At 69.1% G+C, this 21,171-nt stretch carries 27 protein-coding genes and 1 tRNA gene; 7 read left to right on the plus strand and 21 right to left on the minus strand.

Annotation, left to right across the window (positions count from 1 at the left end):
• Window positions 1-60: 60 nt before the first annotated feature.
• The 5 genes from QM621_RS12555 to mca form a co-directional block, all read right to left on the minus strand.
• Window positions 61-1,548: a type I restriction-modification system subunit M gene (locus tag QM621_RS12555; RefSeq protein ID WP_414990727.1), complete on the minus strand. Its 1,488-nt coding sequence runs from the start codon at window positions 1,546-1,548 to the stop codon at window positions 61-63.
• A 24-nt stretch (window positions 1,549-1,572) separates the two neighbouring features.
• On the minus strand, window positions 1,573-2,622 hold the full coding sequence (locus QM621_RS12560) for a PDDEXK nuclease domain-containing protein (protein ID WP_414990728.1): 1,050 nt from the start codon (window positions 2,620-2,622) through the stop codon (window positions 1,573-1,575).
• Window positions 2,623-2,929: 307 nt separating this feature from the next.
• Window positions 2,930-3,802: an alpha/beta fold hydrolase gene (locus QM621_RS12565; protein WP_414990729.1), complete on the minus strand. Its 873-nt coding sequence runs from the start codon at window positions 3,800-3,802 to the stop codon at window positions 2,930-2,932.
• Window positions 3,803-3,828: 26 nt separating this feature from the next.
• Window positions 3,829-4,056, minus strand: coding sequence for a hypothetical protein (locus tag QM621_RS12570; protein ID WP_414990730.1), 228 nt, complete (start codon window positions 4,054-4,056; stop codon window positions 3,829-3,831).
• A gap of 5 nt (window positions 4,057-4,061) precedes the next feature.
• Window positions 4,062-4,943: a mycothiol conjugate amidase Mca gene (gene mca, locus QM621_RS12575; RefSeq protein WP_414990731.1), complete on the minus strand. Its 882-nt coding sequence runs from the start codon at window positions 4,941-4,943 to the stop codon at window positions 4,062-4,064.
• A gap of 45 nt (window positions 4,944-4,988) precedes the next feature.
• Here mca and QM621_RS12580 point away from each other — a divergent pair, with 45 nt between their 5' ends.
• Complete coding sequence (locus QM621_RS12580; RefSeq protein WP_414990732.1) at window positions 4,989-5,366, plus strand: DUF4307 domain-containing protein; 378 nt, start codon at window positions 4,989-4,991, stop codon at window positions 5,364-5,366.
• A gap of 86 nt (window positions 5,367-5,452) precedes the next feature.
• The gene (greA, locus tag QM621_RS12585; RefSeq protein WP_414990733.1) at window positions 5,453-5,956 is read left to right on the plus strand and encodes a transcription elongation factor GreA; all 504 of its coding nucleotides are present in this window, start codon (window positions 5,453-5,455) and stop codon (window positions 5,954-5,956) included.
• On the opposite strand, the gene QM621_RS12590 is transcribed toward greA, so the two are convergent.
• From QM621_RS12590 to QM621_RS12600, 3 genes are all read right to left on the minus strand, one after another.
• A complete protein-coding gene (locus QM621_RS12590) occupies window positions 5,957-6,361 on the minus strand; it encodes a hypothetical protein (protein ID WP_414990734.1) in 405 nt (134 codons plus the stop codon).
• A gap of 121 nt (window positions 6,362-6,482) precedes the next feature.
• Complete coding sequence (gene ilvA / locus QM621_RS12595) at window positions 6,483-7,682, minus strand: threonine ammonia-lyase (RefSeq protein ID WP_414990735.1); 1,200 nt, start codon at window positions 7,680-7,682, stop codon at window positions 6,483-6,485.
• The gene (locus QM621_RS12600; protein WP_414990736.1) at window positions 7,679-8,797 is read right to left on the minus strand and encodes an AI-2E family transporter; all 1,119 of its coding nucleotides are present in this window, start codon (window positions 8,795-8,797) and stop codon (window positions 7,679-7,681) included. The genes ilvA and QM621_RS12600 overlap by 4 nt, the downstream gene beginning before the upstream one ends.
• Before the next feature lie 68 nt (window positions 8,798-8,865).
• Here QM621_RS12600 and msrA point away from each other — a divergent pair, with 68 nt between their 5' ends.
• Window positions 8,866-9,498, plus strand: coding sequence for a peptide-methionine (S)-S-oxide reductase MsrA (gene msrA / locus QM621_RS12605; protein WP_414990737.1), 633 nt, complete (start codon window positions 8,866-8,868; stop codon window positions 9,496-9,498).
• 118 nt (window positions 9,499-9,616) lie between these two features.
• Window positions 9,617-10,081: an Hsp20/alpha crystallin family protein gene (locus tag QM621_RS12610; RefSeq protein WP_414990738.1), complete on the plus strand. Its 465-nt coding sequence runs from the start codon at window positions 9,617-9,619 to the stop codon at window positions 10,079-10,081.
• Between the two features lie 287 nt (window positions 10,082-10,368).
• On the opposite strand, the gene QM621_RS12615 is transcribed toward QM621_RS12610, so the two are convergent.
• Window positions 10,369-11,199, minus strand: coding sequence for an SDR family NAD(P)-dependent oxidoreductase (locus QM621_RS12615; protein ID WP_414990739.1), 831 nt, complete (start codon window positions 11,197-11,199; stop codon window positions 10,369-10,371).
• Between the two features lie 89 nt (window positions 11,200-11,288).
• Window positions 11,289-11,972 carry a tyrosine-protein phosphatase gene (locus tag QM621_RS12620; protein ID WP_414990740.1) on the minus strand — a complete coding sequence of 228 codons (684 nt, stop codon included), beginning with the start codon at window positions 11,970-11,972 and terminating at the stop codon, window positions 11,289-11,291.
• Between the two features lie 32 nt (window positions 11,973-12,004).
• Here QM621_RS12620 and QM621_RS12625 point away from each other — a divergent pair, with 32 nt between their 5' ends.
• The gene (locus QM621_RS12625; protein ID WP_414990741.1) at window positions 12,005-12,919 is read left to right on the plus strand and encodes an SGNH/GDSL hydrolase family protein; all 915 of its coding nucleotides are present in this window, start codon (window positions 12,005-12,007) and stop codon (window positions 12,917-12,919) included.
• A gap of 175 nt (window positions 12,920-13,094) precedes the next feature.
• On the opposite strand, the gene QM621_RS12630 is transcribed toward QM621_RS12625, so the two are convergent.
• Together QM621_RS12630 and QM621_RS12635 are read right to left on the minus strand one after the other, a co-directional pair.
• Window positions 13,095-13,925, minus strand: coding sequence for a Bax inhibitor-1/YccA family membrane protein (locus QM621_RS12630; RefSeq protein ID WP_414990742.1), 831 nt, complete (start codon window positions 13,923-13,925; stop codon window positions 13,095-13,097).
• A 125-nt stretch (window positions 13,926-14,050) separates the two neighbouring features.
• Complete coding sequence (locus QM621_RS12635; protein WP_414990743.1) at window positions 14,051-14,584, minus strand: DinB family protein; 534 nt, start codon at window positions 14,582-14,584, stop codon at window positions 14,051-14,053.
• 35 nt (window positions 14,585-14,619) lie between these two features.
• On the opposite strand from QM621_RS12635, the gene trmB reads away from it, so the two are divergent.
• Entirely contained in the window at window positions 14,620-15,345 is a 726-nt protein-coding gene (gene trmB, locus QM621_RS12640) for a tRNA (guanosine(46)-N7)-methyltransferase TrmB (protein WP_414990744.1), read from the plus strand.
• Between the two features lie 211 nt (window positions 15,346-15,556).
• Here the strand turns inward: trmB and QM621_RS12645 are convergent.
• The 9 genes from QM621_RS12645 to QM621_RS12685 all read right to left on the minus strand — a co-directional run bounded on the left by QM621_RS12645 (window position 15,557) and on the right by QM621_RS12685 (window position 20,525).
• Window positions 15,557-15,629 (minus strand) — tRNA-Leu (locus QM621_RS12645).
• A gap of 12 nt (window positions 15,630-15,641) precedes the next feature.
• Window positions 15,642-16,556 carry an exopolyphosphatase gene (locus QM621_RS12650; RefSeq protein WP_414990745.1) on the minus strand — a complete coding sequence of 305 codons (915 nt, stop codon included), beginning with the start codon at window positions 16,554-16,556 and terminating at the stop codon, window positions 15,642-15,644.
• Between the two features lie 24 nt (window positions 16,557-16,580).
• A complete protein-coding gene (locus tag QM621_RS12655; RefSeq protein ID WP_414990746.1) occupies window positions 16,581-17,078 on the minus strand; it encodes a DUF501 domain-containing protein in 498 nt (165 codons plus the stop codon).
• A gap of 2 nt (window positions 17,079-17,080) precedes the next feature.
• The gene (locus QM621_RS12660) at window positions 17,081-17,509 is read right to left on the minus strand and encodes an FtsB family cell division protein (RefSeq protein ID WP_414990747.1); all 429 of its coding nucleotides are present in this window, start codon (window positions 17,507-17,509) and stop codon (window positions 17,081-17,083) included.
• A 149-nt stretch (window positions 17,510-17,658) separates the two neighbouring features.
• Entirely contained in the window at window positions 17,659-18,936 is a 1,278-nt protein-coding gene (gene eno / locus QM621_RS12665) for a phosphopyruvate hydratase (RefSeq protein ID WP_414990748.1), read from the minus strand.
• 70 nt (window positions 18,937-19,006) lie between these two features.
• Entirely contained in the window at window positions 19,007-19,396 is a 390-nt protein-coding gene (locus QM621_RS12670; protein WP_414990749.1) for a type II toxin-antitoxin system VapC family toxin, read from the minus strand.
• Entirely contained in the window at window positions 19,393-19,662 is a 270-nt protein-coding gene (locus QM621_RS12675) for a type II toxin-antitoxin system Phd/YefM family antitoxin (RefSeq protein ID WP_414990750.1), read from the minus strand. Before QM621_RS12675 ends, QM621_RS12670 begins: the two co-directional genes overlap by 4 nt.
• A 100-nt stretch (window positions 19,663-19,762) precedes the next feature.
• Complete coding sequence (locus tag QM621_RS12680; protein WP_414990751.1) at window positions 19,763-20,095, minus strand: PadR family transcriptional regulator; 333 nt, start codon at window positions 20,093-20,095, stop codon at window positions 19,763-19,765.
• Window positions 20,088-20,525: a hypothetical protein gene (locus tag QM621_RS12685; RefSeq protein ID WP_414990752.1), complete on the minus strand. Its 438-nt coding sequence runs from the start codon at window positions 20,523-20,525 to the stop codon at window positions 20,088-20,090. Before QM621_RS12685 ends, QM621_RS12680 begins: the two co-directional genes overlap by 8 nt.
• Window positions 20,526-20,853: 328 nt before the next feature.
• Between QM621_RS12685 and QM621_RS12690 the strand changes: the two genes are divergently transcribed.
• Window positions 20,854-21,090, plus strand: a complete 237-nt coding sequence (locus QM621_RS12690; protein WP_414990753.1) for a helix-turn-helix domain-containing protein — start codon at window positions 20,854-20,856, stop codon at window positions 21,088-21,090.
• The last annotated feature ends 81 nt before the right edge of the window (window positions 21,091-21,171 follow it).

Consider the following 21,171-nt stretch of genomic DNA (forward strand, 5'->3'; position numbering starts at 1 on the left):
CGCCGAGCACTCCTCGGACCGCCGCATCGACCTTGGCGCGCAGGACATCGGCGTCGTCGCTCAGGCGGGTGAACTCCTCATGGAGTGAGCGCAGGTGCTCGGTGAAGTCGCCCTCGTCTTCCTCGACCACGGCCGCGCCGACATACCGCCCCGGGTTGAGACTCCACCCCTGCTGCTCGATCTCGGCGCGCGTGGCGACCTTGCACAGACCCGGCACATCGACGTACCCCCCCCCGCCTGGAAATACTCCTCCAGCAGCGCCTGGCTCCCAGCCGCCGTCTCGACGTCCTCACCTCGGTAGAGCCGGACGATATTGGCCAGGAACTCGATCTGCTCCGGCGTGAAATCACGGTGGGCGCGGTCGATCTGGCGGTAGATCTCACGGGCGTCGATGAACAGCACCGTGTCCTCACGCGGCGTGCCGATCTTCGCCTTGTCGAAGAACCACAGCGTCACCGGCAGCGTCACGGTGTAGAAGAAGTTGGAGCTGATGGCGACCATCACGTCGACCGCGCCCGACTCCACCAACTGCTGCCGGATTTCCTTCTCCGAATGCCCCGCGTCGCCGGCGGAGTTGGCCATGACGAAACCCGCCCGGCCCTTGCGGCTCAACGCGGCGTAGAACTGCTGAATCCACAGGTAGTTCGCGTTGTCGGCCTTCGGCATACCGAACGGGAAACGGAAGTCGCCCGCCAACTGCTCCTTCTTGACGTTGTTGACGTTGAACGGCGGGTTCGCCATCACATAGTCGAAGGCGCCCACCGCGTCATGCGGGTTCTCGTAGTAGCTGTTGGCCTGTCGGATGTCGCCGTTCAGCCCGTGCAGAGCGAGGTTCATCTTCGCCAGCGGCACCGTGTCGTCGGTCTTCTCCGCGCCGAACACCGACAACTGCCGAGTGGCCGATCCGGCGTGCCGTTCCACGAATTTCGCGCACTGCACGAACATGCCGCCCGAACCACAGGCCGGGTCGAGCACGCGCCCCTGAAAGGGCTGCAACACCTCGACGATGAGCCGGACGATGGAGTAGGGCGTGAAATACTCACCGCCACCCTTGCCCTCTTGGGCGGCGAAGTGCGCGAGGAAGTCCTCGTAGATGAAACCGAAGGCGTCGCCTTCCAGTTGCGTCGGCAGCGGCGCGAACAGACGCAGTAGCTCGATCAGCGTCGAGCGCTCCAACTTCTGGTAGCCGCGCGGCAAGATGTCGCGTAGTTCCGAGTTGGTGGCCTCGATCGCTTTGATCGCCTCGTCGACGGCCCGACCGATGTCGTCGCCCTCGGGCAGATCGACCAGATGCGACAGTCGCGCCTCGTCGGGCACATAGAGCACCGACTTCGCCTTGTAGTCCGCGACCGTCGCCGGGTTGCGCGCCGACGCCTTCGCCTCGACCTCGCCCCGGACCGCCTCGAAACGGTTCTCCGCATAGGCCAGGAACACCAGACCCAGCACCGGATCGCGGTACTGCCCCGGCGTCAGCTTCGAGTTCGCCCGCAACTCGTCGGCCGCCGCCCACAGCGTGCTCCGCACCTTCGCCAGATCAGTCGCCTTCACAGGGTCAGGCTATCCAGCAGCGGATCAGCGATCAGCGCCCAGCCCGTCGGCGAGTTCCTGTTCAATCTGTGTGATGCTCGGCAGGCTCGTCTGCAACGGGTCGGGCAGATTCTGAACGAGATCGTACCCAGCGACGCCGAGGGGTGCGGCGGCGTTGCGTAACGCATACTCCGCGACCACCTCGTTCTTGGTCTTGCAAAGAAGTAGACCAATCGTTGGGCCATCGATCTCCGTCTTCACCTCGCCATCGACAGCGGCCAGGTAGAAACCGAGTTGCCCCAGATGCTCGGGTCTGAACTTCTCCGCCTTGATCTCCACCACCACGTAACAGTGCAACTTCAGGTGGTAGAAGAGCAGATCGAGAAAGAAATCATCACCTCCCACGTCCAGCTGCACTTGCCGACCCACATAGGCGAAACCGGCCCCCAGCTCGACCAGAAACTGCGTGACATGATCGACGATGGCCTGTTCAACCGCCCGCTCCTCGGCGTCCTTCCCGAGACCCAGGAAGTCGAGCTTGTATGGGTCCTTCAACGACTCACGGGCAAGATCGGAGCGAGGCGCGGGCAACGTGCGGTCGAAGTTGGTGACCGCTTGGCCCTGGCGTTCAAGCGTCCGTGCCTCGATGTGCGTCTCAAGGACATTGCGCGACCAACCATGCTCCACCACAGCTTCGGCATAGGCCAGCCGCAGATCGCGGTTCTTCAGCTTGGACAAGAGGACGAGGTTATGGCTCCAGGGAATTTGTCCAACAGCCTGTTGGACGATTGCTTCCTGCGTCCAGACCTCCGCGAAAGCTCGCATGTACATGAGGTTGGATCGAGAGAACCCGCGCATCTCGGGGAAGGCTTCGCGTAGATCGCGAGAAAGTCGCTCGACCACCTTCCGCCCCCATCCTTGCTCCGCCTGCCGGTCGAGGATGTCGCGGCCGATCTCCCAGTAAAGACGCAACAGCTCGGTGTTGACGGCGAGGGCAGCGCGCTGCTGCGTCGCATGAATGCGACCTTTGAGGTCAGTCAACCAGTCGGCATACCCTTCGGGCGGTTCCGTCAGACCAGGAGTGTTTTCGTTCATCCAACCACCGTCACACGCCCTGCGCGCGTTGACCAGAAAAAGTGTCAGCTGGCCGTCAGCAGTGAGCCGACCCGATCAGTCGCCGAGATCCTGGCGACTGACGCGCCGCCGCTTGCCCAGCGTTCGCAGGACCGGCCAGGGGTCGCGGACAGCGCGGCCATGGCGACGGTCCTTGTGCGGCTTGCAGAGCTGGCAGCCTTTGTGCTGGCGGTGTGGTGAATGAGCCACCGCTCGCCCCCTCATGTTAAGTAATCGACGAAAACTTAACACGTCAGCGGGACGTGTTAGGTCCGCTGACAGGTCCCATTCAGCCCCGCACGCGCTCCAACAGAGCCGCCAACTCACGGGTCACGACGTCGGCGCGCTCGAAGGGGACCATGTGGCCGGAGCGTTTCGCGACGACCAGCTCGGCTCCGATGGCGTCGGCGACGTGCTGGTTGGCCGACAGCGGGGTGATGCGGTCGGCGGAACCGGCGACGACGACGTTCGGCACCTTCGACAGGACCGGCAACGAGTCGTACTCGTCGAACTCCAGCATCGCGCGCAGGTAGTCGGCCATCACGTCGTAGCTGGTCTGGTTGACCATCGCCATGAACGCCTGGCGGTGGGCGGCCGCCGAACGGAGGTCGTGGAAGAGCCAGGGCACGAGGCGGTTGGTCAGTGGGGCGGTGAGCCGCGGCAGCGGCTCGGTCTTGTGCAGGCCGGTCAGCAGGCCGTGGCCGATCCGACGGGCGAGACCCTCCAGACCGAGCATCGTGATGTCGCCGCCGCGTCCGGTCGTCGCGATCAGCATGGCGCCCACGATCCGCTCGTCGAACAGCTCCGGCCGCACACCGGCCAGCGCGGCCATCACCATGCCGCCCATGCTGTGCCCGACCACCACGACCGGCCCGTCCAACGAGTCGATCAGCTCGCCGAGGTCGTCGGCGAGCCGCCGGATCGACGCCCGTCCGCGGGGCCCCCGCTCGCTCTGGCCGAAAGCGCGCTGGTCGTAGAACACCCGACGCACGGAGTCGTCGGTCCAGCCCGCGCGCTGCTCGGCGAAGTTCGCGAGGTTCAACGTGAAGCCGTGCACGAACACCACCGTCAGCGGCGCGTCGTCGGGCCCGTCGACCTCGACCCACAGCGTCGTCCCGTCCGAGGTCACCAGTTCGCGCGAAGCGCGCGTGTCGTCAGTCACCCACGTGAGACTAGCGGCATCGACCCTCAAGCGTCGACGTCGTCCTCTTCGCCCTCCCACGGCTCGCGCGCCTGGCGGGAGACCTTCGCGAAGGACCACATCAACAGCGCCAGCGCGACGCACATCGCGAGGAAGATGCCGAGCGCGACGTAGCCGGGGCGGACGACGTCGGGGTCGAGGCCGGGCTGCTCGTTGCCCGACGCGGTGAACAGGAAGGCGCCGACGACGTCAAGGGCCTGGACGAGCTCGAACATGCTCATCAGCGTAGGCCCGCGAACACGTCGGTCTCCGGGAGGGTCGTGGGGACCTTCGCGTCGACCAGCTCGAAATCCTCCGTCGGCCACGCCTCGGCCTGCACCTCGCGCGGCACCGAGAACCAGAAGCCGTCCGGGTCGATCTGGGTGGCGTGGGCCAGCAGCGCGGCGTCGCGGGTCGCGAAATACTCAGCGCACTCGACACGCGTGGTGACGCGGTCGTCGCGGAAACGGCTCGGATCACGGCTGTCGAACCAGCCCTCGTAGGGGTTCTTCAACCCGCGCGCCTCCATCGCGGCGCCGATCGCCTCGAGCCGGGCCCTCGTCCAGCCGCCGTGGTAGTAGAGCTTGCTCACCTGCCACGGCTCGCCCAGATCGGGATACCGCTGCGGATCGGCGGCCGCCTCGTAGGCGAACACGCTGATCTCATGGCATTTGATGTGGTCGGGGTGCGGGTAGCCGCCGTTCTCGTCGTACGTGGTCAGCACGTGCGGACGGAACGAGCGGATCAGCCGGACCAGCGGCGCGGCCGCCTCCTCCAGCGGCACCAGCGCGAAGCAGCCCTCCGGCAGCGGCGGCTTCGGGTCGCCCTCGGGCCAGCCGGAGTCGACCCAGCCGAGCCAGTCCTGCGTGACGCCGAGGATGTCGCGGGCGCGCTCCATCTCCGCCTTGCGGATGCGCGCGATGACCTCCGGGTCGGGGTTCTCCGCGTCGACGTCGGGATGGCTGAAACCCGCGTTGAGAATCGAGCCCCGCTCGCCGCCGGTGCAGGTGACGACGTGGACGTCGACGCCCTCGGCCACATAGCGGGCCGTCGACGCCGCGCCCTTGCTCGACTCGTCGTCGGGATGGGCGTGCACGTGCATCAAACGCAGTCGGTCCTCCACGCCCGCCATTATCCCGGTCTCCGGTCGTCCTGAGAGACTGTGTCCATGACCGACCTCTCCGACCGCTATGGCACGCGCTCGACGCCCCGGTGGACCTGGTGGGTCGTGGCCGGAGCCGGCATCGCCCTCGGCACGGCCTGGGCGGCGTGGATCGCCCTGCAACCACAGCCGCTGAAGACCGACGTCTACGGCTTCGAAGTCGTCTCCGACGAGCGGATCGACCTGACGTTGGAGATCATCGCCGACGAGCCGGCCGAGGTGGTCTGCGACGTCTACGCGCAGGCCGAGGACCACTCGATCGTCGGGGAGAAGACCGTCACGATCCCCGCCTCCGAGCAGGAGATCGTCCACCACGACCTCTCGCTCACCACCACGCAGCGGGCGGTCACCGGGGTCATCCGCTCCTGCGATCTCGCCGAATGAGTGCGCCAGACCACATCTGGTGCTAACCTCGAATCTTCACCCTGGGCCTTCGGCCTGGGGTTTCCGTTGTCCACCAGGAGCACGCCATGAACCAGCCGAACGAGAACGAGACCATTTGGGTCACCCAGGAGGCCTACGACCGCCTGCGCGCGGAGCTGGAGCATCTCACCGGGGAGGTGCGCGCCGACATCACCGCGAAGATCGCCGCCGCCCGCGACGAGGGCGACCTCAAGGAGAACGGCGGCTACCACGCCGCGCGCGAGGAGCAGGGCAAGACCGAGGCCCGCATCCGCCAGCTCGAGGACATGCTGCGGCGCGCCGAGGTCGGCGAGAAGCCCGCCGACGACGGCCTGGTCGAGCCCGGCATGAAGGTCACCATCCGCTTCGCCGGCGACGACGACGCCGAGTCCTTCCTGCTCGGCTCGCGCGAGCTGCTGAGCCTCGACTCCTCGGTCGACCTCGACGTCTACTCCCCCAGCTCCCCGCTCGGCGCGGCGATCCTCGGCAAGAAGCCCGGCGACACCGCCACCTACGAGGCTCCCAACGGGCGCACCATCACCGTCGAGATCGTCGACGCGGTGCCGTTCTGATCACGCCTCCCGTTTGACCTGGTAGGCCGGGACGTAGAGCCCGTTGATCCGTTCGACGAGCTCGGTGCGCATCGCCTCGCCCCGCTCGATCAGCTCGGTGCGCGTCGCGTCGACGCGCTTGTTGGTGTCGTCGATGCGAGCGTTGGTCGCGTCGATGCGCTTGTTCGTGTCGTCGATGCGGGTGTTCATCGCGTCCAGGCGACCGTTGACCTGCTCCAGACCGTGGTCCAGCGCCTGACGTGTCTCCCGGTTGTCCTCTTTGGCCTCCTTGCGGACCTCGTTCGAGGTCACGACGATGAGACGGTGCAGGTAGGCCACGGCCCCGCCGACCGCCAGCACCATGGCCAGCACGGTGCTGATCAGGGAGATCCAGGTCTGGGTGTCCATCACGTTCATCAGGCTCACTCCTCCATTCTGAGACGAATCACTGGCTGAATCCAGCAAACCGTTCAGCAGACGGGGAGTCGACGGCTTTTTCGGCGCCTGTGGACAGTGTGACGACGCGCGCGACCCGCCCTGTGGACAACTACGCCTGGCGGTAGCCGAGGGCTCCGAGCTGCTCGAGGACGTGCTCGGCGTGATCCGGGCCGCGCGTCGCGACTTGGAGCCGCACCTCGACCTCGCCGACGCCGAGGGTCTCCGAGGCCCGGTCGTGGACGATGTTGAGGATGTTGACCTGCATCGCGGCGAGGTCGGTGAGCAGTCGCATCAGCTCGCCGGGGCGGTCGGTCAGGTGCACACGGAAACTCAGGAAACGCCCGCCCGCCTTCAGGCCGTGGCGGATCACCTCGAGCAGCAGCAGCGCGTCGATATTGCCGCCGGACAGGATCGGCACGACCGGCCCCTCGAAGGCGCCGGGATGCTCCAGCAGCGCCGCGACCCCGGCCGCGCCCGCCGGCTCGACCAGCATCTTGGCCCGCTCCAGCAGGCCGATCAGCGCCCGGCTCAGCGACTCCTCGGTGACCGTCACGACCTCGTCGACCAGATCGCGGACGATGGCGAACGGGACGCCGCCCGGCTCGGCGACGGCGATCCCGTCGGCCATCGTCGGCGCGCCGCTGATCCGCACCGGCTCGCCGGCCGCGAGGGAGGGGACGTAGGGGCTGACCGCGGCGGTCTGCACGCCGACGACCCGGATGTCCGGCCGGACCTCGCGCACCAGCGCGACGCCCGCCACCAGCCCGCCGCCGCCGACCGGCGCGAGGATCGTCGCCGTCTCCGGCAGTTGCCGCACGATCTCGGCGGCGACCGTGCCCTGTCCGGCGATCACGTCGGGGTGGTCGAAGGGGTGGATCCAGACCGCGCCGGTGCGCTCGGCGTGCTCGCGCGCGGCGGCGATGGTCGCCTCCACGTCGATCCCGGCCAGCTCGGTCTCCGCGCCATAGCCCTGCGTCGCCTGGATCTTCGGCAGCGCGGCTCCCGTCGGCATGAAGATACGCGCCGGAAGGCCGAGCCGCTGCGCCGCGAGCGCGACGCCCTGCGCGTGGTTGCCCGCCGACGCCGCGACGACGCCCGCCGACCGTTCGACCTCGCTCAGCCGGGCGATACGTGTGTACGCCCCGCGCAGTTTGAACGAGCCAGTGCGCTGCAGGTTCTCGCATTTGAGCATGACCTCTGTGCCGGTCAGCTCGCTCAGCCAGCGCGAGTGGGCCAGCGGGGTCTGCTCGGCGACGCCCTCCAGCAGCCGCGCCGCCTGCTCGACGTCGGCCCAGGCGGGGGCGGTCACGCCGGTTCCGCCGACGTCGCGTCCGAGGGACTTCGTCCGGGCAGCCCGTCCGGCTCAAGCGGCGTCCCGGCGGCCTCGGCCAGGTGCCGCACCACGCCGTTGAGGCAGGCGACCAGCGGCACCGCCACCAGCGCGCCGACGACTCCGGAGACCGTGACGCCGGCGATGATCGCGGTGATGATCGCCAGCGGGTGCACGGCGACGAACTTGCCCATGAGGAACGGCTGCAGCACGTGCGACTCCACCTGCTGGACGCCGATCACGACCAGCAGCATGAACAGCGCCGTCCACGGCCCCTGGGCCACGAGCGCCACCAGCACCGCGACCATGCCCGAACAGAAGGCGCCGACGATGGGGATGAACGCGCCGAGGAACACCAGGACGCCGATCGCGAAGGTGAGCGGGACGCCGAGCAGCCAGGCTCCGACCGCGATGCCGGTGGCGTCGGCGAGGGCGACCAGCACGGTCGCCCGGACGAAGTTCGTCAGGGAGTCCCAGGCCCGCGACCCGGAGGAGTTCACCTTCTCCCGGGCGTCGCCCGGGAACAGCATGACCGTCCAGGCCCAGATCCGCGACCCCTCGAACAGGAAGAACACCGACGCGAACAGCGCGATGAACGTGCCGGTGACGAAGCGCGCGAGGGTCAGCCCGACGGCGGCGGCCTGGTCGACGACCGCCTCGCGGCCCGTCCCGGCGACCATGTCCTGCGCTTCCTCCAGATAGCGGTTCAGATCGCGGTCGCTGAGCCCCAGCGGCCCGTCCTGCGCCCAGTCGCGCAGTTCGCCGATGCCGTCGACGACGCTGACCCGCAGCTCGTCGGCCTGGGTGGAGAGCTGCTGTCCGACGAGCAGCAGCAGGCCCGCCAGCGCGATCACCACCGTCACGAGCACCATGATCGTGGCGAGCAGGCGGTGGACGCCATGCCGTTCCAGCCAGTCGACCATGCCCACCATGAGGGCCGTGCCGAGCAGCGCGACGGTCAGCGGGACGGTGATCTCGGAGAAGTATCGGACGAGCCACAGCAGTCCGTAGCCCGCCACGGCGAGCACGATCAGCCGCCACGCCCATTGGGTGGCGATGTCGACGCCGCGGGGGACCCGATACTGGTCACTCATAGCCGCGACACTACCGGCGTCGCCTCGCAGAGACGGCAGGCGTCGCCCGAGCCAGACGGAAGGAAAACATGACCTTCGACCATCGCTCCCCCCAGCTCCCCGGTCCGAGGCGAACCCTGCCCGGCCGCGCGACGCGCCCGCACGCGGTGGGCGGGCGCCATCTGATCACCGGCCACCCGGTCGAGACCGAAGGACCCGACGGCTTCGAGGTCGCGGTGGTGGGCCTGGGGTGCTTCTGGGGCGAGGAGCAGACGTTCTGGCGGCTGCCGGGCGTCTGGTCGACGTCCGTCGGCTACGCCGGGGGCTCCACGCCGCACCCGACCTACGAGGAGGTGTGCACCGGGCTCACCGGGCACGCCGAGGTCGTGCGGGTCGTCTTCGACCCGTCGGTCCTGCCCTACGACGAGATCCTGCGGACGTTCTGGGAGAACCACGACCCGACGCAGGGCATGCGCCAGGGCAACGACCGCGGCTCGCAGTACCGGTCGATCCTGCTGACCACCAGCGACGGGCAGCAGGCCGCCGCGCTCGCCTCCCGCGACCGCTACCAGGCGAAGATGACCGCTGCGGGCTACGGCGAGATCACCACCGAGATCCGCCCGCTCGACGTCTACTACTACGCCGAGGACTACCACCAGCAGTACCTCGCCCGGAACCCGAACGGCTACTGCCCCCTCCACGCCACCGGCGTCGCCTACTGACGGGGCGAGCGAAAGGGCGGGGCGTTCGCCGATAGCGAACGGAGCACGCTCAAGGGAATTGAGTCGGATCGACTCATGTTAGAAAAGGCGTACCCGATCCGATCTCTAGGAGGTTCTGATGAGCTCGCTGTCCCTGTTCCACACCCGTGACCCCTTCTTCGCCGAGTTCGACTCGATCGTCCGCTCGACGCTCGCGAACCCCGCTGCCGAGACGCTCGACTTCACGCCGCCGGCCGAGACGCTGCGCGACGGCGACGACGTCGTGATCCGGCTCGACCTGCCGGGCGTCGACGTCGCCCGGGACGTCTCGGTCGAGGCTTCGAACGGCCGCCTCGTCATCGAGGGCGAGCGCCGCGACGAGCGCGCCGAGGAGACCGACGGCCGCAGCCTGCGCGAGGTCCGCTACGGCCGCTTCCGCCGGACCTTCGGCCTGCCCGGCCACCTCGGCGCCGACGCGATCTCGGCCGGTTACGACAAGGGCGTGCTGAGCGTCCGCGTCGCCGGGGTCTACGCCGGAACCGAGCCGACGAAGATCGCCATCGCCGAGGGCGCCGCTCCGTCCGCGATCAGCTCCGAGGAGTGAGTCCCGCCGCGTAGGGGCACCCCGGCTCCTGCGGCTCCGGGTCGAGGTCGGCCGTCACCGCACCGGTGGCGGCCGACGTCGGCGTCCGGCGAAGGGACGCTGGTGGGCCCGTCGAAAGAGACGAGGTCACGGCTGAGGGCGGCCCGGTCCAGCGCCTCCAGCATGATCGGGGGCAGCCCCGCATCCTTGACGGGTGAAGACCGGGTGGAGCAGGTCGCGTGCGTGGCCGACCATGCTATGCAGCGGCCGGGCGGGAACGACTGCCCTCCCCAGTCGTTCTCCATGCCCTACAGGCCGCTGCGGCGCGCGACCCGGCGGAACAGGCCCTGGTAGTACGGCCCGAGAAGCCGGATGACGAGGTCGGCGGCCACCGCGTCGGGGCCGATCAGCACGCGGGCCTTCTTCTTGTCGACGCCGTCGCAGATCACCTGGGCGGCCTTGGCAGGCGTGGTGCGCGCGAGCTTCTTGTCGAAGAAGGAGCTGAGGTCGCCGGCCTGGCCGGTGCGCTCCTCGACCGACGTGGCGTTGCGGACGATGTTGGTCTTGATGCCGCCGGGGTGGACGCAGGTCGCGGTGACCGGCGAGCCGGCGTTCTTGAGCTCCATCGCGAGCGCCTCGGTGAAGCCGCGCACCGCGAACTTCGCCGCGTTGTAGGCGCTCTGCGAGGGGACGGCGAAGAGGCCGAAGACGCTGGAGATGTTGACGATGTGGCCGTCGCCGGAGGCCTCCAGGTGCGGCAGGAACGACTTGGTGCCGTGCACGACGCCCCAGAAGTCGACGTCCATGACGCGTTCGAGGTCTTTGTAGGGCATCTCGGCCACGTCGCCGAAGTAGGCGACGCCGGCGTTGTTGACCACGAGGTTGACCTGGCCGAACTCCTCGACCACGGCGTCGGCGTACTGCTCGACCAGCTCACGCTGGGAGACGTCGAGGAGGTCGACGCGCACCGTGCGGCCCTTGGCCCGCAGCATCTCGGCGGTGTCCTCCAGCCCGCGGGCGTCGACGTCGCTGATGGCGACGGCAGCGCCGCGTCGCGCCAGCTCCAGGGCGAGCGCCCGGCCGATGCCCGACCCCGCGCCCGTCACCACCGCGACCTTGCCTTTGCCGATCCAACCCATGCCGACTCCTGATCCGTGGTGTGGCTCACACAATGCGATACCCACAGTATCTCGATACAGCCTCGTATATGAGGCGGGGCCTCCACGGCTCAACTCTTCGTCAGATGCGCGTGCAACCGCTCGACGTCGGCGTCCTCGCCGCCCGCCGCCGCGAACCATCCGAACACGCCGCCGGAGTGGCCGTCCCACACGTCGAGCACCGTCGTCACCGCGACCGGGTCGGTCTCGAAGAACGACGCGGGCAAGTCTTTGCGGCGCTCGTGGTCGGCGCTGGCCGCCAGCCGGGCGTGGATGTCCCGAGAGTGCTTCGCCGTCTCCAGATAGTCGGCCACGACGTCGTCACGACCGGCGCCGACGAGCCGCAGGGCGAGCGCCACCGAAATGCCGGTGCGGTCCTTGCCCGCCGCGCAGTGCACGAGCGCCGGACCGTCCTCGCTGACGATGGCGCGGACCACGTCGACCAGCATCGGCGCGGCCGACTCGACCACGTGCCGGTAGAGCCCGGGCAGGTCGTCCGCGCGGGCGGCACCGGGCCTCAGCGCGCCCAGCAGCGGCAGGTGGTGGATCGTCGCGTGGCCGGCGAGCGGATGGCGCGGCTCGCGCTCGGTCGGCGAGCGCAAGTCGATCACCGAGACGGGCGGCCAGTCGAGTCCGGGCGGGGCGGCGTCGCCCTCGGCGGGAGCGGCCGAGCGCACGAGGCGCCCCGGCGCGACGCTCCCTCCGTCGACAGGCAGTCCGTGCAGGTCGCGCAGGTTGGGGGTGGTGGCAGACACGCCTCCCATGATGCGTCACTACCCTGGAGCCCATGCCGAAGCCACGACGGGTCGCGACCTCCACCGCCATCGGAGCCGCGGGCGTCACGGGGGCCTCGGTCGGCTTCCTCGCCGGGCAGACTCTGCTCGCCCGACTGCGCATCGGATCGCTCAAGGTCAACCCTCCGTCGCCGGACGGCCTCTACGGCGAGCACCTCGACGGCCCTCCTGTGCGGCTGCTCGTCCTCGGCGACTCGGTGGCGGTCGGCTACGGCCTCTACCACGCCGAGCAGACCCCGTCGGCCCTCCTCGCCTCCGGTTTGTCCGAACTGCTCGGCAATCCAGTCGACGTGCGCAGCGTGGCGGTGGTCGGAGCCAAGAGCGCCGACCTCGACGACCAGGTCGACCGCGGTCTGTCCTTCGCGCCGCATGTGGCCCTGATCGTCATCGGCGCGAACGACGTCACGCATCTGAAGCACCAGGGCCGCGCGGTCGAACGTCTCCAGGGAGCGATCCGCCGCCTCGTCGCGATCAACACCGAGGTGGTCGTCGGCACCTGCCCCGACCTCGGCACGATCCGCCCGTTCGCCGAGCCGCTGCGCAGCGTCGCCCGCGTGCAGAGTCGGCGCATGGCCATGAAGCAGACCATCGGCGCGGTCGAGGCCGGCGCCCGCACCATCTCGCTCGGCTCGGTGCTGGGCGTCCTGTTCACCGTGCACCACGAGCTGATGTTCGGCGCGGACCGCTTCCACCCGTCGGCCTCCGGTTACGCGGCGTTCTCGAACGCACTCCTGCCGGTGCTCGCCGACGCCGTCCACGAGCGGCGCAGCGAGCCGCCCGAGGAGCGCCCCGGACAGACCGAGGATCTGATGCCGATGGTGGAGGCCGCCGAGGCCGCCGCCGCCCACTCCGGCACCGAGGTCCGCCGCGCCGGCCGCTGGGCCGGCGTCCTGCACCGCCGGCGCTGACGCACGATGATGGGTTGCGGTAGCAATAGCGACCCTTTTCTATCATCCTGCGTCCACCGGGGAACGCAGAATGATGGGTTGCGGTAGCGGTCACAGCCCTTTTCCATCATCCTGCGTCCCCGGAACGCGAGAACGCCCCGACCGTGAGGCCGGGGCGTTCGCGTCGATCCACTGATCAGTCGTCGCCGCGCAAGATGGCGAGGATACGCAGGATCTCGATGTAGAGCCAGATCAGCGTGACAGTCAGGCCGAAGGCCGCGCGCCAGGACTCACGGACCTCCAGGCCCGCCGCGACGCCCTGCTCGATGTAGTCGAAGTCGAGCACGAGCATGAGCACCGCGAGCACGACGGCCACACCCGAGACGATCAGGCCGAGCGTGTTGAAGCCATGCAGGCCGTTGGCCTCGACCACGCCGAACATCGACAGGACGAAGTTGACGATCATCACGCCGGCGAAGGCGAACACCGAGATGGTGACGACCTTGCGGAACTTGTCGGTGACCTGGATGTTGAAGAACTTGTACGCCGCCAGCGTGCCGCCGAAAGCGACGAACGTCGCCAGAACCGCCTGGAAGACGATGCTCGCGTCACCGACGTAGTTCGCGACGACCTTCGAGAAGGCGCCAACGAAAAAGCCCTCGGCGACGGCGTAGGCGATGACCAGCCCGGGGCTGATGACCTTCTTGAAGGAGTTGACCAGCGAGAGCACCAGGCCGACGATCGCGCCGCCCATGGCGAACATGCCGGCCTTGGCCATCGCGTTCGCCGAGCTGAGATCGCCGATGAGCACCCACGCGACAGCGGCGGTGAGCACCACGACGCCGAGCGTGATCGCGGTCTTCTCGACGACCGACTCGAGGGTCATCCGGTTCGCCGGGGCGCTCGGCGCGTAGCCGGGCGCGGGCTGGCCGTTCATGTCGATGGTCCACTGCGACGGGTCGGTGGCGACCGCGCCACGGCCGTTGAAGGCGTCGCTGCGGGAGAACACGGGGTTGGAGCTGTGCATGATTCCCTCCGGAAGATCGGCTCGCGTCATCGAGCCGTTGGCATTCACCCTATACAACGGCGCCGACACTCGGTTTACTCCCGTTTCCAGCTGTTTCCTCGCGCAACCACTTGCGCGTCGGGCGTTCAGGCCCCGACGTCGACGAGGTGGTGGGCGAGGTCGTGCTGGAGGTACTGGGCGAGGGTGGCGGCGGTGAACTCCGAGCCGTTCGACCGCAGCGCCCGGCGTTCCCAGTCGGCGCCGTCGACCCGCGCGAGCACGGCGGCCAGACGGGCGGCCTCGACGTCGATCTCGCCCGCGACGGACGCCGGGTCGGCGTGGGCGTAGTCGCCCTCGATCGCGGCGACGTCCTGGTCCCAGTTCGCGAACCGGGCGGGGTCCTCGGTCAGCACCTGCTCGAAGCGTCCGGTGAAGATCGTGAGCACGTCGCGCACATGGCAGGCGTACTCCAGATCCGACCAGCGGTCCGGGCGGCGCCGCTCACGGGCGTCGGGGCGCTCCAGCACCCGGCGCCAGGCCGCAGCCTGTCCGGCCAGGCCCGAGCCGACCGACGCGGGATCGGTCGCGGCGGCGTCGAAGCCGCACTCCTGGCAGGGCTCGCGCAGCACCCAGGTCCAGTCTTTGTCGTCGGGCTCGATGGCGGTGTCCGTAGTCGTCACGGAACCATCATGGACTGCTCGCTAAGGTGCGCACCATGTCCGATCCGGCCACAGAGCGTGGCGATTCCGCCGGTTTCCGCACGACCCCCGTCTCGTTCACGCGGCGCGGCGGTCGGCTGAGCGAACGGCAGCAGCGCGCCTGGGACGCGCTCGCCGAGGAGATGGTGCTCGACTGGCCGGGCGCCGGTCCGTCCACCTCCGTCGATCCGGCGTTCGTCTTCGACCAGGCCGCGACCTTCGGGCGCGAGACGCGGCTCGTGGTGGAGGTCGGCAGCGGTCGCGGCGAGGTCATCGCGCACGCCGCCGCGCAGGACCGCGCCACCGACTTCCTCGGCCTCGAGGTCTACAAGCCGGGCGTCGCGCACACGCTGATCGGGATCCGCAACCACGAGCTGACCAACGTCCGGCTCGCCATCGTCAACGCCGCGGAGGTGTTGGCGACGACGCTGCCCGAGGGGTCGGTCGACGAGCTGTGGGTGCACTTCCCCGACCCGTGGCACAAGAAGCGCCATCACAAGCGGCGTCTCGTCACGCCCGAGTTCGCGGGCCTGGCCGCGCGCGTGCTGCGTCCGGGCGGCGTGTGGCGGCTGGCGACCGACTGGGCCGAGTACGCCGAGCAGATGGCCGAGGTGGTCGCGGCGTCCCCCGACTTCGACGGCGGGCCGAGCGAGCGCTGGGAGGGCCGCGTGCTGACCCGTTTCGAGGCGAAGGGGATCGCCGCCGGCCGCGCGATCCACGACCTCACCGCGACCCGGCGATGAGTCCCGAGGGCGGTGGATCATCCACGCTATGAGCGTTCATAGCGTGGATGGTCCACCGCCCCTGGCGCAAAGGTGGACAACTCACCGCCTCCGGGGGTCGTGAGCGGTGTGCCCCCACTGGGAACTCCGTCACTCCGCTCCTCCTCGAATCACCAGCCAGAAACACGGCTCTCAGGCCCCACTCCTTCGTCGTCGGGGCCTGAGAGCCGTGTGCCCCCACTGGGATTCGAACCCAGACTGGGACGGGTTTAAGCCGTCTGCCTCTGCCATTGGGCTACGGGGGCGCGTCGTGCAGTTTACGGTTGCCCAGCCGCCGCCCAGGCGATGCCGTCGAGGATGTCGCGCTCGCTGACCGTCAACGACGAAGCGCCGAGAAGGTCGAGCAGACGGTCGAGGATCACCGCGCCGCCGCCGATCACGTCGGCACGCCCCGGATGCATGAAACCCAGCGTCCGCCGCTCCGCGACGCGCATGCCCACGAGGTCGGCGCACGCCTCGCGCACCCGTCCGGCGTCGATCACCGCGCCGTGGATCGCCGTCGAGTCGTACGCGGGCAGGCCCAGCGCGTGCGCGGCGACCGTCGTCACCGTGCCCGCCACCCCGACCACCGCCTCGACCGGACCAGCCTGTTCCACCACCGGCCACAGCGCCTCGTCGACCAGAGCCGCCGTCGCCGCGACCTCCGCCGCCGTCGGCGGGTCGGTGGCGAGGAAACGCTCGGTCAGACGCACCGACCCGATGTCGAGCGAGACCGCCGACGCGACCTCCTCCCCCTCGCCCACGATCACCTCGGTCGACCCGCCGCCGATGTCGGTCACCAGCGCCGACCCCGACAACTCCAGGTCGCGCGCCGCGCCGAGGAACGACCTGCGCGCCTCCTCGACCCCGTCGAGCACGACCGGCCGCACCCCCAGCACCGCCTCGACCGCCGCAGCGAACTCCTCGGCGTTCTCCGCGTCGCGCGCGGCCGACGTCGCGCAGAAGGCGATCCGCTCCACGTCGAGACCGGCGATGGCCTCGGCGTACTCGCGCGTCGCCGCGACGGTCCGCTCGATCGCTCCCGTCGCGAGGCGTCCGGTCTCGTCGACCCCCTCCCCCAGACGCACGATGCGCATCTCCCGCACGAGGTCGGTCTTCCGGTCCCCGTCGATATCGCTGACGAGCAGACGGATGGAGTTCGTGCCGCAGTCGACGGCCGCCACGCGAGTCATGACGGCAGGCTACTGGCGTCGACCTCAGGCGGGCGCGCAGGCCGAGCGCCCCCAGTAGTCGCCGAGCATGGCGACCGCCTCGTCGCCGAGCGGGTTGACGCCCGGACCCTTCGCGAGCGCGTGGCCGACGAGCACGTGCAGGCACTTGACCCGGGTGGGCATGCCGCCGGCGCTGATCGACGCGATCTCCGGGACGCTCCCCAACTCCTCGCGCTCGGCCAGATAGGACGCGTGAGCGCGGGCGTAGGCGGCGGCCAGTTCCTCGTCCTCGACGAGCCGCTGCGACATGTCGGCCATGACCCCCGACGCCTCCAGCGTGCCGATGGCCCCGGCCAAGCGCGAGCAGGTCACGTAGAACAACGTCGGGAAGGGCGTGCCGTCGGGAAGGCGCGGCTCGGTCTTGACGACGTTCGGATGGCCCGACGGACACCGCGCCGCCACCGCGACGACGCCGCGCGGCCGGCGCCCCAACTGCTCGCGGATCGCCGCCAGGTCGTCCTCGGTCGGCGGTTCCAGCGTCATCGTCATCCTCCAGAGTCCTGCAACGGGGCGGTGGGCTCGGTCTCGGCCGGCTTCTCCGGCTCCGAGTCGGACTCGGACTCCGGCTGCCCGGCCAGCGCGACGCTGCTCCACAGCTGGTCGTACCACTGGGGCGGCTCGTCGCTCGGCGGCTCGGTCAGCTGCGGCACGTCGCCTTGGACCTCGCCGTCGGAGCCGATCACCCGGTAGCCGACCTCGCCGGGCATCACCCAGCCGAACCGCTCGCGGGCCTGCTGTTCGACGAACGCGGGGTCCTCCCAGCGCTCGGCCTCCTCGGCGAGATCGGCGATGGCGTCCTCGCGCATCGCGATCTCCGCCTCGGCGGCCCGGATCTCCTGACGCTGCTGCCACCAGGTGCGCAGCGAGGCGGTGTAGGAGAGGAACAACAACACCCCGACCAGCACCAGCGCCATCGCCCGCATGGTGAAGCGCGGAGTACCGCGCGGACGGTCCGGGCGGCGGGGGCGCTCCGGCCCCTCCCCCGGTCCCCGGGACGGCCGCGAGGCCGGTCCCAGGCGACCGCGTCCCGGACCGGAGGCGCCTCGCGGCCCGGCCATGAGGCTCAGAGCGACAGGCGCGGGAACGCCGCCGCGCCCGCGTAACTCGCGGCCGAGCCGAGCAGCTCCTCGATGCGCAGCAGCTGGTTGTACTTGGCGACGCGGTCCGAGCGGGCCGGGGCGCCGGTCTTGATCTGGCCGCAGTTCGTGGCGACGGCGAGGTCGGCGATGGTGACGTCCTCGGTCTCGCCCGAACGGTGGCTCATCATGTTCGCGAAGCCCGCGCGGTGGGCCAGCTCGACGGCGTCGAGGGTCTCCGACAGCGAGCCGATCTGGTTGACCTTGACGAGCATCGCGTTGCCCGCGCCCTCGGCGATGCCACGCGACAGGCGCTCGACGTTGGTGACGAAGAGGTCGTCGCCGACGAGCTGAGTCTTCGCTCCGAGCTCGGCGGTGATGGTCTTCCAGCCGTCCCAGTCCTCCTCGTCGAGCGGATCCTCGATGGACACGATCGGGTAGGCGTCGACCAGCTCGGCGTAGTAGGCGGTCATCTCCTCGGCGCTCTTACCGGCGCCCTCGAAGGTGTACGTGCCGTCGGCGCAGAACTCGGTCGCGGCGACGTCGAGCGCGAGGGCGATGTCGGAGCCGAGGGTCAGACCCGCCTTCTCGACGGCCTTCGCGATGAGGTCGAGGGCGGCGCGGTTGGACGGCAGGTTCGGGGCGAAGCCGCCCTCGTCGCCGAGGCCGGTGGACAGGCCGTCGGCCTTGAGCACGCTCTTGAGCGCGTGGTAGACCTCGGCGCCCTGGCGCAGGGCGTCGGCGAAGGTCGACGCGCCGATGGGCGCGATCATGAACTCCTGGATGTCGACGTTGGAGTCGGCGTGCGCGCCGCCGTTGAGGATGTTCATCATCGGCACGGGCAGGACGTGCGCGTTGGGACCGCCGACGTAGCGGAACAGCGGCAGGTTGGCCGACTCGGCGGCGGCGTGCGCGGTGGCCAGCGAGATGCCGAGGATGGCGTTCGCGCCGAAGGTGGCCTTGTTGGGGGTGCCGTCGGCGTCACGCAGGGCGTTGTCGACGGCGCGCTGGTCGTCGGCCTCGAAGCCGACGATGGACTGGCCGAGGTCGCCGTTGACGCCCGCGACGGCCTGCAGGACGCCCTTGCCGAGGTAGCGCTCGTCGCCGTCGCGCAGCTCGACGGCCTCGAACTGGCCGGTCGACGCGCCCGACGGGACCGCGGCGCGGCCGATGCTGCCGTCGTCGAGGGCGACCTCGACCTCGACAGTGGGGTTGCCGCGCGAGTCGAGGATCTCGCGCGCTCCGACGGCTTCGATGCTGGCCATGGTTCTCCTAGCGCAGAAAATTCAAGGGGACGTGCGGGGCCCAGCCTAGTGCGGGCCGCCGCAGGCCGCGTCAGGCCCAGAGAGTCCTCACGTTCTCGAACTCTCGGATCCGCTCGTCAGCGGTCACCAGGACCAACCCGGCGCGCTGAGCTTGAGCGACCAGCATGCGGTCGAAGGGGTCTCGATGACTCCATTCCAGACCACCCGCATGAGCCATATCAGCGGCGCTGAGCGCCAACTCACGAGCCATCATCGTTCGCAACAGAAGTTCCCAGCCGTCCATGATGACGCGTCCATGTGGAAGTTTCCCCCGACGTGCCTTGAAAGCGATCTCGTAAGCGCTCGCCGCTCCGACATGACGCTCGTCGGCGCTCTCGACGGCTTCTTGCACCGGAAGGGGAACACGCCTCGGTTCTTGGGCGAGCCAGAGGAGCACATGCGTGTCGAGAAGAAGCCTCATCGCGGCGCGTCCACGGTGAGCGGGTCGTGCGCGTCCCCGCCCTCCCAATCGCTGAGTTCCTCATCGGTCAACGCTTCGAAAGCGTCATCCGGCACCGGGCCGAGGTCGGCGAACAGGCCGAACACCGGTCGCGCCTGCCGCACTGGACGCAACTCGACAACGGGTCGACCGGCGCGGGCGATCACCACATCCTCGCCCGCCTCGACGCGCTTGAGCAACTCAGACAGTCGCGTCTTGGCGTCTTGCACGTTGACAGTCAGGCTCATGACCTCATCCTAAGCCTCCCCAATCCAGGTTGACCAGACTTGGCTGGTCAACCTGTTTCCGCCTCGGATTCGATTGAACTCGGAGCGCATCAGAGAACGCTCAGGCGACGAGGGAGGACTCGAGGCGGGCGAGGTGGCGGCGGCCGCGGTCGGTCAGCGCGTACTCGTGGCGGGCCGCGCCGGTGCGACGGCCCGGGTGTCGTGTCACTTCGAGGAATCCGCAGTCAGTGAGGCGCTTCAACGTGCGGTACAACCCCCGTTCGGTCAGCGGCCATCCAGTCGACTCGGTGAAGGCGGCCGCCGCGTCATCAGTCCGCGTCGGCCCCTCGGCCACGATCCGCAGAAGGACCAGCGTCGTCATGCTCTTCTTGTAGACCTCCAGCCAGCCGCGGTGCAGTTCGTCGAGCAGCTCGTCCTCAGCGGACTCAGGCATGGAGCTCCTCGTAGCCCTGCTGGGCGATGCTGGCGATCAGGTGGCAGACCAGGCTGCTCCCCCAGAAGACGAACATGCCGAAGAGGACCCCGAACCAGCCGTCGTCGAGCGGGAAGCCGTGTTCTCCGCGGATGGCGGGCGAGTCCTCCATCACGAGCCACGCCGCATGGATGTGGAAACCGAGATTGACGGTGATGAATCCGCACACATGCGCCACGAGACGACCGAAACGCATTTGCGCCAGCTGACGGCCGCGGACCAGGTGGAACGCCGCGTACGCCACCGCCACCACCGCCGTCCCGAGGTAGGCGACGGCTCCGATGCGATGTCCGTCGACCGCGATGACGACTTGCAACGCGAGATTCAGGACGATCATCACCGTCAGATGCGGCAAGATCACCGGCGCCGGGTCGAGAGAGCGGTTGTTCATCATTCAGCCCTTTCGGCAGTGAACCATTAGTACACTACTGAAAGGCATTCCATCCTTCAACCCCGCTCACGCCCACATCCTTCTCACGCCTTGGCCACGACCGTCGCGAGCAGGACCGACGCCAGCGCGTTGGCCGTCTCCGCGCTGAGCGTCATTCGGTTCTTTGTCATCCATCTCGCCGCCTTTCCCCGATCATCGGCCCAGCATCGTCGCGACCACCGACAGGGATAACGCAAAATCAAGAGCTATCCGCGCCGCATCAAATCCACTGAAAATTCCCATACATAGATGGTCATCCGTGATCACTCTGGGCAGGAGACTGGCCCATATGGCATCGCACGGGACGACCACCTGGGAGGGTTTCGCCCGAGAACTCGGTCACAACCTGCTGCGCACCCGCACCGCCCGAGGCATGAGCCAAGAGCGGCTGGCCCACGAGGCCGGCATCGCGGCCTACACCTATCAGAAGTTCGAGAAAGGCGAGTCCCGCCCGGGCGCGCCGATGAACCCGCGGCTGTCGAGCAATGATCAGAACCTGTGGATGGCGCTCGGCGAGGTGACGTGAAGTGGACGTACCTCCCGAGCAAGGATCGAAGTCCATGCGGTTCTGATCAGGGTCGGCGTTGGCGCGCCGGCTCGGGAAGGC

The organism is Aeromicrobium sp., assembly GCF_047606445.1.
Classification (GTDB): Bacteria; Actinomycetota; Actinomycetes; order Propionibacteriales; family Nocardioidaceae; genus Aeromicrobium.

Bases quoted from the DNA above. Each gene is read 5' to 3' on its own strand.
- QM621_RS12600 (WP_414990736.1), bottom strand. From the start codon at position 8,797: ATGAGTGACCAGTATCGGGTCCCCCGCGGCGTCGACATCGCCACCCAA.
- QM621_RS12680 (WP_414990751.1), bottom strand. From the start codon at position 20,095: ATGCCTGAGTCCGCTGAGGACGAGCTGCTCGACGAACTGCACCGCGGC.
- QM621_RS12560 (WP_414990728.1), bottom strand. From the start codon at position 2,622: ATGAACGAAAACACTCCTGGTCTGACGGAACCGCCCGAAGGGTATGCC.
- greA (WP_414990733.1), top strand. From the start codon at position 5,453: ATGAACCAGCCGAACGAGAACGAGACCATTTGGGTCACCCAGGAGGCC.
- QM621_RS12655 (WP_414990746.1), bottom strand. From the start codon at position 17,078: ATGACGCTGGAACCGCCGACCGAGGACGACCTGGCGGCGATCCGCGAG.
- QM621_RS12690 (WP_414990753.1), top strand. From the start codon at position 20,854: ATGGCATCGCACGGGACGACCACCTGGGAGGGTTTCGCCCGAGAACTC.
- QM621_RS12630 (WP_414990742.1), bottom strand. From the start codon at position 13,925: ATGCACAGCTCCAACCCCGTGTTCTCCCGCAGCGACGCCTTCAACGGC.
- QM621_RS12675 (WP_414990750.1), bottom strand. From the start codon at position 19,662: ATGAGCCTGACTGTCAACGTGCAAGACGCCAAGACGCGACTGTCTGAG.
- trmB (WP_414990744.1), top strand. From the start codon at position 14,620: ATGTCCGATCCGGCCACAGAGCGTGGCGATTCCGCCGGTTTCCGCACG.
- QM621_RS12625 (WP_414990741.1), top strand. From the start codon at position 12,005: ATGCCGAAGCCACGACGGGTCGCGACCTCCACCGCCATCGGAGCCGCG.
- msrA (WP_414990737.1), top strand. From the start codon at position 8,866: ATGACCTTCGACCATCGCTCCCCCCAGCTCCCCGGTCCGAGGCGAACC.
- QM621_RS12670 (WP_414990749.1), bottom strand. From the start codon at position 19,396: ATGAGGCTTCTTCTCGACACGCATGTGCTCCTCTGGCTCGCCCAAGAA.
- QM621_RS12615 (WP_414990739.1), bottom strand. From the start codon at position 11,199: ATGGGTTGGATCGGCAAAGGCAAGGTCGCGGTGGTGACGGGCGCGGGG.
- eno (WP_414990748.1), bottom strand. From the start codon at position 18,936: ATGGCCAGCATCGAAGCCGTCGGAGCGCGCGAGATCCTCGACTCGCGC.
- QM621_RS12660 (WP_414990747.1), bottom strand. From the start codon at position 17,509: ATGGCGCTGGTGCTGGTCGGGGTGTTGTTGTTCCTCTCCTACACCGCC.
- QM621_RS12685 (WP_414990752.1), bottom strand. From the start codon at position 20,525: ATGAACAACCGCTCTCTCGACCCGGCGCCGGTGATCTTGCCGCATCTG.
- QM621_RS12580 (WP_414990732.1), top strand. From the start codon at position 4,989: ATGACCGACCTCTCCGACCGCTATGGCACGCGCTCGACGCCCCGGTGG.
- QM621_RS12570 (WP_414990730.1), bottom strand. From the start codon at position 4,056: ATGTTCGAGCTCGTCCAGGCCCTTGACGTCGTCGGCGCCTTCCTGTTC.
- QM621_RS12610 (WP_414990738.1), top strand. From the start codon at position 9,617: ATGAGCTCGCTGTCCCTGTTCCACACCCGTGACCCCTTCTTCGCCGAG.
- QM621_RS12650 (WP_414990745.1), bottom strand. From the start codon at position 16,556: ATGACTCGCGTGGCGGCCGTCGACTGCGGCACGAACTCCATCCGTCTG.